10 protein-coding genes are annotated in these 12,915 nt (G+C 71.8%); 3 read left to right on the top strand and 7 right to left on the bottom strand.

The window, feature by feature from the left end:
• Positions 1 to 86 precede the first annotated feature (86 nt).
• Positions 87 to 1,085, bottom strand: a complete 999-nt coding sequence (locus OG462_RS28220; RefSeq protein ID WP_406061805.1) for a hypothetical protein — start codon at positions 1,083 to 1,085, stop codon at positions 87 to 89.
• 297 nt (positions 1,086 to 1,382) lie between these two features.
• Here OG462_RS28220 and OG462_RS28215 point away from each other — a divergent pair, with 297 nt between their 5' ends.
• Together OG462_RS28215 and OG462_RS28210 are read left to right on the top strand one after the other, a co-directional pair.
• On the top strand, positions 1,383 to 3,491 hold the full coding sequence (locus OG462_RS28215; protein WP_406061803.1) for a TPM domain-containing protein: 2,109 nt from the start codon (positions 1,383 to 1,385) through the stop codon (positions 3,489 to 3,491).
• Positions 3,492 to 3,565: 74 nt separating this feature from the next.
• Positions 3,566 to 4,273, top strand: coding sequence for a PspA/IM30 family protein (locus OG462_RS28210; RefSeq protein ID WP_406061801.1), 708 nt, complete (start codon positions 3,566 to 3,568; stop codon positions 4,271 to 4,273).
• A 110-nt stretch (positions 4,274 to 4,383) separates the two neighbouring features.
• Here the strand turns inward: OG462_RS28210 and OG462_RS28205 are convergent, their stop codons facing one another.
• The 6 genes from OG462_RS28205 to OG462_RS28180 all read right to left on the bottom strand — a co-directional run bounded on the left by OG462_RS28205 (position 4,384) and on the right by OG462_RS28180 (position 11,241).
• A complete protein-coding gene (locus OG462_RS28205; protein ID WP_406061800.1) occupies positions 4,384 to 6,954 on the bottom strand; it encodes a SpoIIE family protein phosphatase in 2,571 nt (856 codons plus the stop codon).
• 144 nt (positions 6,955 to 7,098) lie between these two features.
• Positions 7,099 to 7,521 (bottom strand): ATP-binding protein, encoded by a 423-nt coding sequence (locus tag OG462_RS28200; protein WP_406061798.1) that lies wholly within the window; start codon positions 7,519 to 7,521, stop codon positions 7,099 to 7,101.
• 143 nt (positions 7,522 to 7,664) lie between these two features.
• Entirely contained in the window at positions 7,665 to 8,117 is a 453-nt protein-coding gene (locus tag OG462_RS28195) for a (deoxy)nucleoside triphosphate pyrophosphohydrolase (protein ID WP_406061796.1), read from the bottom strand.
• 40 nt (positions 8,118 to 8,157) lie between these two features.
• Positions 8,158 to 8,337 carry an SPOR domain-containing protein gene (locus OG462_RS28190; RefSeq protein ID WP_406061795.1) on the bottom strand — a complete coding sequence of 60 codons (180 nt, stop codon included), beginning with the start codon at positions 8,335 to 8,337 and terminating at the stop codon, positions 8,158 to 8,160.
• A 155-nt stretch (positions 8,338 to 8,492) separates the two neighbouring features.
• Complete coding sequence (locus OG462_RS28185) at positions 8,493 to 10,253, bottom strand: purine-cytosine permease family protein (protein WP_406061793.1); 1,761 nt, start codon at positions 10,251 to 10,253, stop codon at positions 8,493 to 8,495.
• A 235-nt stretch (positions 10,254 to 10,488) separates the two neighbouring features.
• On the bottom strand, positions 10,489 to 11,241 hold the full coding sequence (locus OG462_RS28180) for a GntR family transcriptional regulator (protein ID WP_406061791.1): 753 nt from the start codon (positions 11,239 to 11,241) through the stop codon (positions 10,489 to 10,491).
• A gap of 282 nt (positions 11,242 to 11,523) precedes the next feature.
• On the opposite strand from OG462_RS28180, the gene OG462_RS28175 reads away from it, so the two are divergent.
• Entirely contained in the window at positions 11,524 to 12,855 is a 1,332-nt protein-coding gene (locus OG462_RS28175) for a glycoside hydrolase family 18 protein (RefSeq protein WP_406061789.1), read from the top strand.
• Positions 12,856 to 12,915: the final 60 nt, after the last annotated feature.

Below are 12,915 nucleotides of genomic sequence, written 5' to 3'. Positions count from 1 at the left end.
CCCAGTGCGCGGCGACGGGATCGCGCCGACGGCTCCATCCTCCTCCGGCCCGTTCTCCCCCGGTGTGCGGGGTCGCTCCCGACCGCTCAGTGCCAGCCGGCGCGGTAGGCCGCCCAGTCGCCCTCCTCCGCGGCGAAGTCGACGTACAGCGCGACGCCGAAGCGTGCGCGGTCGGGGTCGGTGCGCCCGAGGCCGAGTCTGACACCCCGGACGGCGGCCTCGACGGTCTCCGCGTTCTCGTGGTGGCCGAGGTCGTCCTCGTGGAAGAAGGGGAGCCCCATCAGGAGGTCGGTCGATTCGGGGGTCACTTCGAGGGCGAGGCTGGTCTGCTGGGCGACGTACCCGCCGTACAGGCTCTCCAGCGGCATCCACGTGTCGTACGACATGACGGCGATCTGGTCCACGCGCCGGGCCACCTGGCCGAAGAACTCCTGCGACCACCACTTCTCCCTGCCGGTGACCGCGCCGTTGACCGAGTGCGCGCCCGGGAGCGGGTCGATCTGGTGGGCGGCGATCGAGAGCTGCGCCTTCCGCGCCCGGGTCAGCTCGCGGAGGTCGTCGAGGAGGGAGAGGTAGTCGGTGTCGTCGGAGAGCAGCGGCTCCAGGTCGAAGTGGACCCCGTCGAACCCGGCGTCCAGGATCTGGCGGGCGGAGGTGACCACGGCCGCCCGGGACTCGGCCTTGTCGAGGCGCAGCCCGTCGGGCCCCTCGGTGGCCAGGACGTCGCCGAGCCAGGCCTGCACCCGTATCCCGGGCATCGTGCGGTGCACGGCGTCGATGAACCACTTCGCCCGCGGGTACCGGGCGGCGGGCAGCGTGCCGTCGTGCTCCAGGGGTCCGGCGTGGACATACAGGTCGCGTATGCCCGTGCCCTTGATCCGGGCGGCGAACGCGGCGAGGTCGGCGTCCTTCTTCCGCCCGTCGACCCAGGCGTGGCCGAGCCAGACGGCGTCCTTGTCCCGGGTCTTCGCGTCGTCCCTGAGGTCACCCGCGTAGCTGACGCGCAGGGCGAGCGCGCCGAACAGCGGGGGCACCACGAGGACGAGGACGAGACCGAGCACGAACCAGCGCCCCCGTCGCCACATTCTCCTCAGTCGTCCACTCACCCGAGCCCCCCACGTGCCGTCGTGTCACTGATCCCACCGCTTCACACCGTAGCGGCGGCTACTGACAGTGACGCAAGGCTGTGGAGAATGGTTTCCGCCGGCTCGCGATCGCCGAGGCGTCGGGGCGCGGCCGCCGAGGCGCGGCCGCCGGGTTGCCGGGTCGGGTCGGTCCGGGCGCGGTCCGGGTTGTCCGGGTCGCGGTCGCCGGGTTGTCCGGTCGCGGTCGCCGGGTTGTCCGGGTCGCGGCGCGACATAGGCGGACATAACCTCCCCCTTGTGACGCGAATAGCCACCCGAGCCCTTCTCGCGGTACTGGTGGCGGCGTGGTGGCTCCTCGTGCCCGCCGTTCACCGTGCCCATGCCGACGACCCCGTCGTCCTGTCCCGGGACGGGCAGATCACCGACCGGGTGGACGCCCTGGGCGACCGCCGTACCTCCGTGGTCCAGGCCCTCGACCGGCTGTACGACGAGCGGCGGATCCAGCTCTTCGTCGTCTACGTACGGGACTTCTCCGGCCGCACGGGGCAGGCCTGGGCCGACGCCACGGCCGAGCGCAACGGCCTCGGAGTCGACGACGTCCTGCTCGCCGTCGCCACCCACGACCGCCGGTACGGCTACTCCGCCGACCCGGACGCGCGCTTCACCCAGGACCAGCTCGACGAGGTGGCCCAGACCGCGATCGAACCGGCGCTGCGGCAGAACGACTGGGCGGGCGCCGCGATCGGCGCGGCCGACGGATACTCCGCCGTCCTGGCAGGGCAGCCCGTCCCCACCCCGGCCATCACCCCCGGTCCCGCCGATCCGGGCGGCGCGGTCGACGACGGCACCTCGGCGACCGACCTGGTCCTGCCCGTGGTCCTGGTCGGCGGCGCGGGGGCCGTGGCGGCCTACGCGTTCGCCAAACGGCGCCGGCGGACCGAGACCCGCACGACTCCGCAGGGCGGGCAGGGCTGGGGCGCCCCGAAGGAACCCGCACCGCCGTCCCTCGACGAGCTCGACGGGCAGGCCCGGCAGACGCTGGTCGCCACCGACGACGCCGTCCGCACCAGCCAGGAGGAACTCGGCTTCGCGTCCGCCCAGTTCGGCGAGGAGGCCGTACGCCCCTTCACCGAGGCGGTCGCCTTCGCCAAGGAGCAGCTGACGGCCTCGTTCCGGCTGCGGCAGAAACTCGACGACGCCTTCCCCGAGGACGACTCGACCCGCCGGACCATGCTGGACGAGATCCTGCGCCGCTGCGCGGAGGCGAACGCCCGCCTCGATGCCGAGAGCGAGGACTTCGACCGGCTGCGGGCCCTGGAGCGGACCGCGCCCGAGGCGCTGGAGACCGTCGAAGCCACCTTCCGGGAGCAGACCGGGAAGATGGGCATGGCCGAGGCCGCCCTGACCGCGATGCGCGAGCGGTACGCCGAGACGGCCGCCGCGCCCGTCGCCGGCGACGTCGAACAGGCCAAGGACCGGCTCGCGTTCGCCACGACCCACATCAACCAGGCCCGCCAGCAGATCGACGCCGGTGACAACGGCGGGGCCGCCGTCCACATCCGGGCGGCCGAGGGTGCCGTGGCCCAGGCGGCCCGGTTGGTCGAGGCCGTGGACCGGCGGGCGCAGGAGCTGGCCGAGGCGGTCGGCAAGCTGCCGGGTGCGCTGTCGGAGACGGACGCCGACCTGGCGGAGGCGCGGGGTCTGCTGCGGGGGACCGCCGAGGGGGTGTCAACGGCCGATCTCCAGGGCCGGATCGCCCGCGCCGAGTCGGTGCTCGCGGAGGTGCGGCGGACCATGGACATAGGACGGTACGACCCGCTCGACGCCCTCCGCCGGGTCGAGGAGGCCGACGCGGCCCTCGACGGGGCGCTGGAGGGCGCGCGGGAGCGCGAATCGGGCAGCCGACGCGCCCGCGCGCTCCTCGACCAGGCGATGCTGACGGCCCGCTCGGCGATCGGGGCGGCCTCGGACTACATCACCACGCACCGGGGTGCCGTGGGCAGCGAGGCCCGTACGCGCCTCGCTGAGGCCCAGCGCCGCTGGGAGAAGGCGCGCGCGCTCGCCGAGGCGAACGACCCGGCGGCCGCCCTCGCGGAGGCCCAGCAGGCGGACGCTCTCGCCCGGCGCGCCCAGGACCTCGCCGAACAGGACGTCCGGACCTATGGGAACCCGAACGGCATGGGCGGTGTATCAGGGGTAGGAGGGGGCGGTGGCGGCGGGCTCGGCGGTGCGGTGCTCGGCGGCATCATCCTCGGCGGACTGCTCGGCGGGGGAAGGGGAGGCGGACATGGGGGGTTCGGTGGAGGTTCGGGTGGGGGCTTCGGGGGCGGAGGTTTCGGCGGCGGGCCCGGCAGCTTCGGCGGCAGCGGCACGCGCGGCCGGCTGGGCGGCGGAGGCCGTTTCTGAGAGCGGCCCGATCCGCTCCGAGGGCGGCGCGACGCGTGTCCTCCCCCTTTCTGTCCCTCTCAAGGAGAAGAGCCATGAGCAAGCAGACCATCCTCGGCCGGGTCACCCAGCTGGCGAAGGCCAACATCAACGCGCTGCTGGACCAGGCGGAGGATCCGCAGAAGATGCTGGACCAGCTGATCCGCGACTACTCCAACAACATCGCGGAGGCGGAGGAGGCGGTGGCCGCGACCATCGGCAATCTCCGGCTGATGGAGCAGGACCACCAGGAGGACGTCGAGGCGGCGAAGGAGTGGGGCGGCAAGGCGCTGGCGGCCAGCCGGAAGGGCGACGAACTGCGGAGCGGCGGGCAGGCCTCGGAGGCGGACCGCTTCGACAACCTGGCGAAGGTGGCGCTCGGCCGCCAGCTCCAGTCGGAGAAGGAGGCGCGGACGGCGGAACCGACGATCTCCGCGCAGACCGAGGTGGTGTCGAAGCTCAGGACCGGCCTCGACCAGATGAAGGGCAAGCTCGGCGAGCTCCAGGCGAAGCGCGACGAACTGGTGGCCCGCGCCAAGTCGGCCCAGGCGCAGAACACGATGATGGACGCCGTGAAGAACATCGACGTGCTCGACCCGACGAGCGAACTGAGCCGCTTCGAGGACAAGGTGCGCCGGGAGGAGGCGCGGGCGATGGGCAAGCAGGAGCTCGCCGCGTCCTCCCTGGACGCCCAGTTCGAGCAGCTGGACACGCTGGGCGACAGCGCCGAGATCGAGGCCCGGCTGGCGGCGCTCAAGGGCTGACCACCCGCCCGGCCGGGGTCGGGAGCCGGCTCCGGCGTGCGGTCGGGAGTCGGCTCCTACATGCGATCGGAAGTCCGCTCCGGCGGGCGGTCGGGTGGGTGCGGTGTGCGTCAGAACATGCTGAGGAGCTGCTCCACCGTGGGTTCCGCCGCCCCCTCGCCGTCCGGCAGGGCGAGTTCGAACCAGACGGTCTTGCCGCGCGGGGTGCGTCGCGAGCCCCAGGAGGAGCTGAGCAGCCCGACCAGCTGGAGGCCCCGGCCGCCCTCGTCGGTGTCCTTGGCCCGGCGGCGCCGGGGCTGGACCAGGCCGGCGTCCCAGACCTCGCAGACGAGGGTGCGATCGCGGAGCAGCCGCAGCCGGATCTCCCCCTCGCCGTAGCGCAGCGCGTTGGTGACGAGCTCGCTGACGAGGAGTTCGACGGTGTCGACGAGCGGTTCGAGGTCCCAGGCCTTGAGCTGGGTCCGGGCGAGTTCGCGGGCCCGGCCGACCGAGCGGGGTTCCCTGGGCAGCCGCCAGTCGCCGACCGCCTCGCTGGGCAGTCCCTGGATCCTGGCCATGAGGAGGGCGATGTCGTCCTCGCCGTGCGCGGTGTCCAGGCTGGTCAGGACCCGGTCGCAGACGTCCTCCAGGGGGCGGGCCGGGTCGGTGAGGGCGCGCCGGAAGGCGCTCAGGCCCTCGTCGAGGGGATGGTCGCGGGATTCGACGAGTCCGTCGGTGTAGAGGGCGAGGAGGGCGCCTTCGGGCAGTTCGACCTCGACCTCCTCGAACGGTTCGCCGCCGACCCCGAGCGGCATCCCGGGGGGTACATCGAGCAGCAGGGCCTCCTCGCCGGGTTCGACGAGCACCGGCGGGAGGTGCCCGGCGTTGGCGAAGGTGCAGCGGCGGGTGACCGGGTCGTAGACGGCGTAGACGCAGGTCGCGAGGTAGACCTCGGAGAGTTCCGGGCCGCGGGACTTGTGGCTCCGGGACTGCTGGGCGCCGATGGGGGCGCCGAGGCCGCGGGCGATCTCGTCGAGATGGGAGAGGACCTCGGCCGGCTCCAGGTCGAGCTGGGCGAGGGTGCGGACGGCGGTGCGCAGTTCACCCATGGCGACGGCGGCGCGCAGGCCCCGGCCCATGACGTCCCCGATGACGAGGGCGGTGCGGTGGCCGGGGAGTTCGATGACGTCGAACCAGTCGCCGCCGACCTCGGTGGCGGCCGTGCCGGGGAGGTAGCGGCAGGCGATGTCGAGCCCGGCCGCCTCGGGGTCGCCGGGCGGGAGCAGGCTGCGCTGGAGGATCAGGGCCCGCTCGTGCTCGCGGCGGTAGAGGCGGGCGTTGTCGATGCAGACGGCGGCGCGGGCGGCGAGTTCGACGGCGAGGGCGCGGTCGCGCTCCCCGAAGGGCTCGCTGCCCTTGGTGCGGGAGAACTGGACGAGTCCGACGACGGTGTCGTGGGCGACCATCGGGACGACCAGGGTGGTCTGGACGAGGTCTCCGTCGACGCCGGGCACGGTCCGGAGGCGGCCGGTGCGCAGGGCCCCGGCACACGGCGAGTTGAAGGGGTAGCGGTGGACGGCGCCGACCTCGATCGGTTCGGGTCCGCAACAACCACTGCCCGGTCCGTGGCCCTCGTCGGTTCTCAGGGGGGTGTCGGAGACTGCGCTGGCGACGGCGACCCGGCGGAGTTCGGCGCTGCCGGCGCCGTAGCCGACGTCGTGGGAGCTCCCCCACCGGCCTGGCGGTGCCTCGTCTCCGGTGAGCAGGCCCTGGTAGAGGTCGACGGAGGCGAGGTCGCAGAAGCCGGGGACGGCGACGTCGAGCAGCTCGCGGGCGGTGGCCTCCAGGTCGAGGGAGTTGCCGATGCGGGCGCCGGCCTCGTTGAGGAGGGCGAGGTTGCGGCGGGCGCTGGCGGCTTCCCTGGCGGCGTTGTGTCGGCGGGTGACGTCGATGCCGAGGCCGGCGACGCCGATCGGGCGGCCGGATCCGCTGTGGACGCGGTAGAGGTTGATGGACCATTGGCGGCGGTCCCGGGAGCCGGGTGCGGCGCCGACGATCTCGAAGTCGGTGACGGACTCCCCGGTCTCCAGGACGCTCCGGAGGGCGGCGGTCATCCGGTCGGCCTCGGGCCGGTTGAGGTAGTCGTGGACGGTCCGGCCGCGGTGGTCGTCGGCGGAGCCGCCGAAGACGGTGGCGAAGCGCCGGTTGGCCCGCTTCACGGTGAGGTCCGTGCCGAAGAGGAGAAAGCCGAAGGGGGATTGGCCGAATATCGCCTGGGAGGCGGCGAGGTCGGTCTCGATGCGGCGCAGGGCTCGCACGTCGACGACGATGCAGAGCGCGGCCCGTTCCCCGGACTGGGTCTCGCTCGGCATGACGTACATCTCGGCGATGCCGTGGGGCCGGTCCTCGCCGGGGATCCGGAAGGGGACGAGGCCTGTCCACTCCTTGCCGTCGAGGATCTCCCTGACCCGTCGGTGACCGCGCTCGCGCAGGTCGGCGGGCATGAAGGCCTCGACGGGGTCCTTGCCCCTGGCGTCCTCGGCGGTGACCCCGAAGAGGTCCACGGCCCGTCGGCTCCACTGCTCGACGAGTCCGTCGGGCCCGATGGAGAAGGAGGCCACCCGGATGTAGTCATAGATGGAGCCGGGCGGGCTGCTCTGCCACACGACGCCGCCACTCGCCTTCTCAGGTATCTCGCTCACGCGACCGTCCCCTCCAGCTCACCGCACCGGACCGGCCATGCCCGCAGTATTCAATACGGCAGGCCCCGACGGCACGACGTTCACGATCACAGGGTGGTCTCGTTCGCCTCGCGCCGAGTACCGGTGATCGTTGTCCCACCCTGTTTACTCACCAGGGAGAGCCAGCTCGAACCATACGGTCTTGCCTGTTCTTCCTTTACGGGTGCCCCAGCGGCGGGCGGAACAGGCCACGAGACCGAGTCCGCGGCCCCCTTCGTCCTCGGGTCCGGGGGCGCGCTCGGTGGGTGGATCCGGAAGCGGATCGGAAACCTCCACGAGCAGCGCGGGCTGGTGGGCTGGGTCGGTGCCGTCGAACCGGGGGCGGACGAGCCGGACCCCGATCGGCCCGGAGGCGTACCGCAGGGAGTTGGTCACCAGCTCGCTGACCAGCAGGACGGTCACATCACCGAGGGCCGAGTCGAGCTCCCAGGCCCGCAGCGTCTCGCGCACGGCATGCCGCGCCGTGCGCACGGCGTTCGCCTCCGCCGGGAAGTTCCACTCGGCGCGGTCGCCGTCGGTGTCGATCACACCCGATCACTTCCCCAGCCGTGCGTCAGCAGGAAGGCCCACGTCCTCTTTCAACGGGTCAATCTGGACATACCCGATATTTGGGGTGGGATATCGCGCTGGGCGCAGCAGCGGGCGCACGGTGGCACGAACGGCGTAGAAAGTCAGCCCCGCGCTCCGGTGTCGGGCGCCGCCGGGAGCCTCCGCGCGGCCTCGGCGACGGCGGGGCGGTCCTGGTCGAGCCAGTCGACCGAGTCCAGCTCGGACCGGGCGAGCCAGCGCAGTGCGTCGTGGTCCTCCAGCGGGCGCGGTTCGCCCGAGAGCAGCCGGGCGGTCCACACCCGCAGGACGTATCCGGGCTTCAGTGGCCATTCGCCGGGGATTCGCTCACCCGGCTCGACCTCGACGCCGAGCTCCTCGCGCAGCTCTCGGACCAGGGCCTCTTCGGGACTCTCGCCCGGTTCGAGCTTGCCGCCGGGCAGTTCCCAACGGCCGGCGAGCTCGACGGGGGCGCTGCGGCGCGCGGCCAGCAGCCGCCCCCGGTCGTAGAGGGCGCCCGCGACGACGACCACGACGGGATCGTGGGGCGTGGTGCGGTCTGTGGTGCGTTCCGTCATGGGCGCGAGCGTAGCCCGGCGCGGCGGGCACCTGCCGGGCTCAGAGGGCGGGGGTGCCGATGCGCTCGACCCAGTAGAGCTGCTTGTGGCCGCGATCGTCGAGGCTGTCCGCGATCTTCTGCGCTTCGTCCTCGGTCGCGTACCGCCCCACCCGGTAGCGGTTGCCGTTGTCGTCCTGCCGAATGACGAGCCAGGCGAGGACAGGGCCGCTCTCGGCCATCAGGCTTCTCCCTCCGCAGGTCCGGGCGCCGTTGAGGATCTCCGGGAAACCGCAATCCGCATATGCCGGAGCTTACGCCTGACCTTCACACAGCGGATACGGAATTACACAAAGAGATACGGATCGGCCGGGAACCGACGGAGGGAGGCCGAAGGTCACGCCCCGGGGGCCGCCGCAGGGACGGTCGGTACGGGCATCAGGACGGGTCCGCCGGCGCCCTCGGGGTCCTTGCGGCAGACGTCCCCGCACGTGGCGTCGAGCGAGCAGCAGAGGGAGCAGACGGGTCCGGAGCGCACCGGGCAGTCGGCGATGTCGGGCAGCTCGTAGGCCGTCTCGCACTCCGCGCAGATGTGGGTCGCCCGCTCGTCGGCGACTTCGGCGGCCGGGCCGTTCACGGTGTTGGGGCGGGCCAGGTAGTAGCGGCCCTTGGTCGCCCAGGCGATCAGCGGGCAGAGGACGAGGGCGAGGCCGGCGGCGATGAAGGTGGAGAAGGCCTGGGCGTACGGGCCGAAGGCACCGAAGAAGGCGAGGATCGAGACGCCGGAGGCGATGACCATGGCACCGAAGCCGGCCGGGTTCACGGCGTACAGATAGGCGCGCTTGAACTCGATGTACGGGGGGCTCCAGCCGGCCCGCTTGTTGATGACGAGGTCGGCGGCGACCGCCGTGATCCAGGCGATGCCGACGTTGGAGTAGAACCCGAGCAGCTTGTTCAGGGCCGCGAACATGTTCATCTCCATCAGCGTCAGCGCGATGGCGAGGTTGAGGAAGATGTACCAGACGCGCCCGGGGTGCCGGTGGGTGACGCGGGAGAAGAAGTTCGACCAGGACAGGGAGCCGCTGTAGGCGTTCGTGACGTTGATCTTGATCTGGGAGACGATCACGAAGAGCGCTGCGGCAGGCAGGGCGAACGTGCCGAGCCAGGGCTTGAGCGCCTCGATCTGCGGGGCGATCGGCTCCAGGGCGTGGGTCTTGCCGACGGCCTCCAGGGCGACGAACGCGAGGAAGGCGCCGCCGAGCTGCTTGGCCGCGCCGATGATGACCCAGCCGGGCCCGGCGGCGAGCACGGCGAGGTTCCAGCGGCGCTTGGTGGCCTCCGTCTTGGCGGGCATGAAGCGGAGATAGTCGGCCTGCTCGCCGATCTGGGCGATCAGGGAGAGCGCGACACCCGTGCCGAGGCCGAAGCCGATCCACGAGAAGCCCGCGCCGGCGCCCTCCGTGCCGCCGAAGGAGGCGAAGGCGCCCCAGGCGTCGGGGGCTTCGAAGGCCAGGACGACGAAGGGCAGCACCATGCCGATGATCCAGACCGGCTGGGTCCAGGCCTGCACCTTGGCCAGGGCGCCCATGCCGCGGAAGACGATCGGGATGACGATCAGGGTGGTGATCAGATAGCCGATCTCGACCGGCAGACCGACGGCCTGATGCATGGCCTGGGCCATGATCGAACCTTCGAGGGCGAAGAAGATGAAGGTGAAGGAGGCGTAGATGAGCGAGGTGAGCGTCGAGCCGAAGTAGCCGAAGCCGGCACCGCGCGTGATCAGGTCCATGTCCAGGCCGTGCTTCGCACAGGCGCGGGCGATGGGGATGCCGGTGAGGAAGATGAGTGTGGCCGCGGTGAGGATCGAGGCGAGCCCGCTGCCGAAGCCGTAGGTGAAGACGATCGAGGCGCCGATCGCGAAGTCGGCGAGGTAGGCGATGCCGCCGAGGGCGGTCCCGGCCACGGTCCCGGGCGACCAGCGCCGGAACGAGTGCGGGGCGTAGCGCAGCGAGTAGTCCTCGCGGCTCTCGTCGGCGGCCAGCTTGGCGTAACTGCGGCGGGGGCCGCCGGGTGGGGGCGCGACCCCTCCCCGTGCCTCAAGGGCCTGGGAGGTGTCCCCACCCGACTCCGGGGTGGGGGTGGTGACCGTGTCCGTCATGAGGGTTCCTGTCGTCCGACCGGTTTCGCGGGTACGGACGAGGAAGGTAGGAGCCGGTCGTGACGGACGGCGGCGGCACGCGGTTGCCACGGGGTTACGCGCGCTGACGCCCCGTTAACTCGCGGTCACACCGCCCGGACGGCGGGGTCCGCTGAACGGTCACTCTCACCGCCGGCCCCCCACCGCCGACTCCTCACCGCCGACGGATCACCATCAACGGATCACCATCGACGTCTCACCGCACCGGCAGGTGGTACGAGAGGCGGTAGCGGTCGGCCGGGACCACGACGTCCGCGGTCTCGACGGCCCGACCCGACGCGTAGTACGTGCGCTCCACGACCATCACGACATGCCCCGGCACCCCGCCGAGCGCGAGGAGTTCCTCGGCGAGGCCCGGCCGGGCGCCGACCTCCTCCACCACGTTGTCCACGACCACATCGATGGCCGCCATCCGCTCGACGACACCACAGCCGCCCAGCGGGCCCTCCTCGGGCAGCATGACCGGCGTCCGGCCGGTGACGGCGAGCGGCTCCCAGGACGTGGCGACCATCATGGGCTCGCCCCCGTCCCGGTACACGTACCGCGTGCGCATCACGCGCTCCCCCGGCTCGATGCCGAGCCGCTCGGCGATCTCGGCGCTCGCCGGCTCCTGCTCGCTGCCCGACTCCCAGGTGCCGCGGGTCCCTTCGGCCGCCTGCTCCTGCCGGAAGGGGCTGGCGCCCGAGGCCGGGCGGTAGCCGGAGCGGGCGATCCTGCGCGGCACCGGGCGCTCCCGCACATAGGTGCCCGATCCGGAGCGCCCTTCCACGAGTCCCTCGGCCATGAGTACCTTGCGGGCCTCCAGCGCGACGGTGTCCGACACCCCGTACTCCTCGCGGATGCGTGCCTGCGAGGGGAGTCGGGTATGCGGCGGAAGCGAGCCGTTCGCGATCTTCTCCCGTAGATCGCTCGCCACGCGAAGATAGGCGGGCTGCTCACCGAACGTCACTGGACACTCCCCTCAGGTTGACTGACAGCTACAGACTGACAACCGACGGTCGCGATCCGCAAGCATGGGCCAAAGTTTCACTCGAAGTGATGACACCGAGATCACACCTCTTGCTACCCACGGTCACCCCGGATAGGCGACGTAGACCTCTTGACCTACATTGGTACAGACCAATACGTTCCTGCCAGCACGCTCCACATCGCGCGCCCGCTCCACCCCGCACGCGCTCCACACCGCACGCTCCCCCGCACGCGCCATCCCGCCTCGCACAGGAACGAGCCCATGCGTCCCAGAGCCATGACCAAGCTGACCTTCGGCGCGGCCGCCGCGGCCACTCTCGGTCTCCTCGCCACCCTGGCCCCCACCGCCGACGCGCACCAGCTCTCCGGGCACCAGCCCGAGCTGAAGCGGATCGGCTACTTCACCCAATGGGGCATCTACGGACGGAACTTCCAGGTCAAGGACCTGGAGACGAGCGGCACCGCCGCCAAGCTCAGCCACATCAACTACGCGTTCGGCGTGGTCGGTTCGGACGGCAAGTGCCTCATGGGCAACGCGCCCGGCTCCGACCCCTGGGCCGACTACGCGCGCCCCGTCGACGCCGCCTCCTCGGTGGACGGTGCCGGTGACACCGCCGACCAGCGGCTGGCCGGAAACTTCAACGAGCTGCGCGAGCTCAAGGCGAAGAACCCCGGACTCAAGGTCATGATCTCGCTGGGCGGCTGGAGCGGCTCCGCCCACTTCTCCGACGCCGTGCGCACCGACGCCGGCCGCAAGACCCTCGTCGCCTCCTGCATCGACACCTACATCAAGGGCAACCTGCCCCTCGACGGCGCGCGCGGCGGCGCCGGAGCCGCCGCCGGGATCTTCGACGGCGTCGACCTGGACTGGGAGTGGCCCGGTTCGGACGGAGCCCCCGGGAACGTGATCCGCCCCGAGGACAAGCCCAACTTCACCAAGCTGGTACGGGAGTTCCGCACCCAGCTCGACGCCTATGGACGCTCGCTGAAGAAGCGCAGGCACTACGAGCTCAGCGCGTACGTGCCCACCGCGCCCGCCAAGATCGACGCCGGCTTCGAAGTCGCCAAGATCATGCGGGACTTCGACTTCGTGAACCTCCAGGGCTACGACTTCCACGTCTCCGGCGAGAAGACGACCGCCCAGCAGTCCGCGCTCTTCGCCAAGAACGACTTCAGCGTCGACCAGACCGTGAAGGCCTGGCTGCGCCGCGGAGCCCCCGCCCACAAGCTCGTGGTCGGCATGCCGTTCTACGGCCAGGGCTGGACCGGAGTCACCGGCGGCGGCGACGGCCTCGGGCAGCCGGCGACCGGCCCCGCCCCCGCGACCTGGGTGGCGGGCTCCGAGGACTACAAGCACCTGAAGAAGCTGGCTGATTCGGGGACGTACAAGCTCCACCGCGGTTACCGGAACGGCCACGCCTGGCTCTTCGACGGCACCAACCTGTGGACGTACGACGACCCGACCGTGCTGCGCACCAAGGCGTCCTACGTCCGGCAGAACGGGCTCGGCGGCGCGATGATCTGGTCCCTCGACGGGGACACCCCCGACGGTGAGCTGATCACCGCCATCGACCGGGGCCTGACCCGGCGCTGACACCCCCTCCCCGGCCGCCCGCTCGACGGTGGCCGGGGCCCTGAACCGCGGACCGGCCCC

Source organism: Streptomyces sp. NBC_01077, assembly GCF_045162855.1.
Taxonomy (GTDB): Bacteria; Actinomycetota; Actinomycetes; order Streptomycetales; family Streptomycetaceae; genus Streptomyces.
This window is presented reverse-complemented; position numbering and strand designations above follow the sequence as displayed.

What these genes read in the sequence shown, in the direction of transcription:
- OG462_RS28185 (WP_406061793.1), bottom strand. Translation starts at nt 10,253, where the DNA reads ATGACGGACACGGTCACCACCCCCACCCCGGAGTCGGGTGGGGACACC.
- OG462_RS28220 (WP_406061805.1), bottom strand. Translation starts at nt 1,085, where the DNA reads ATGTGGCGACGGGGGCGCTGGTTCGTGCTCGGTCTCGTCCTCGTCCTC.
- OG462_RS28190 (WP_406061795.1), bottom strand. Translation starts at nt 8,337, where the DNA reads ATGGCCGAGAGCGGCCCTGTCCTCGCCTGGCTCGTCATTCGGCAGGAC.
- OG462_RS28210 (WP_406061801.1), top strand. Translation starts at nt 3,566, where the DNA reads ATGAGCAAGCAGACCATCCTCGGCCGGGTCACCCAGCTGGCGAAGGCC.
- OG462_RS28195 (WP_406061796.1), bottom strand. Translation starts at nt 8,117, where the DNA reads ATGACGGAACGCACCACAGACCGCACCACGCCCCACGATCCCGTCGTG.
- OG462_RS28175 (WP_406061789.1), top strand. Translation starts at nt 11,524, where the DNA reads ATGCGTCCCAGAGCCATGACCAAGCTGACCTTCGGCGCGGCCGCCGCG.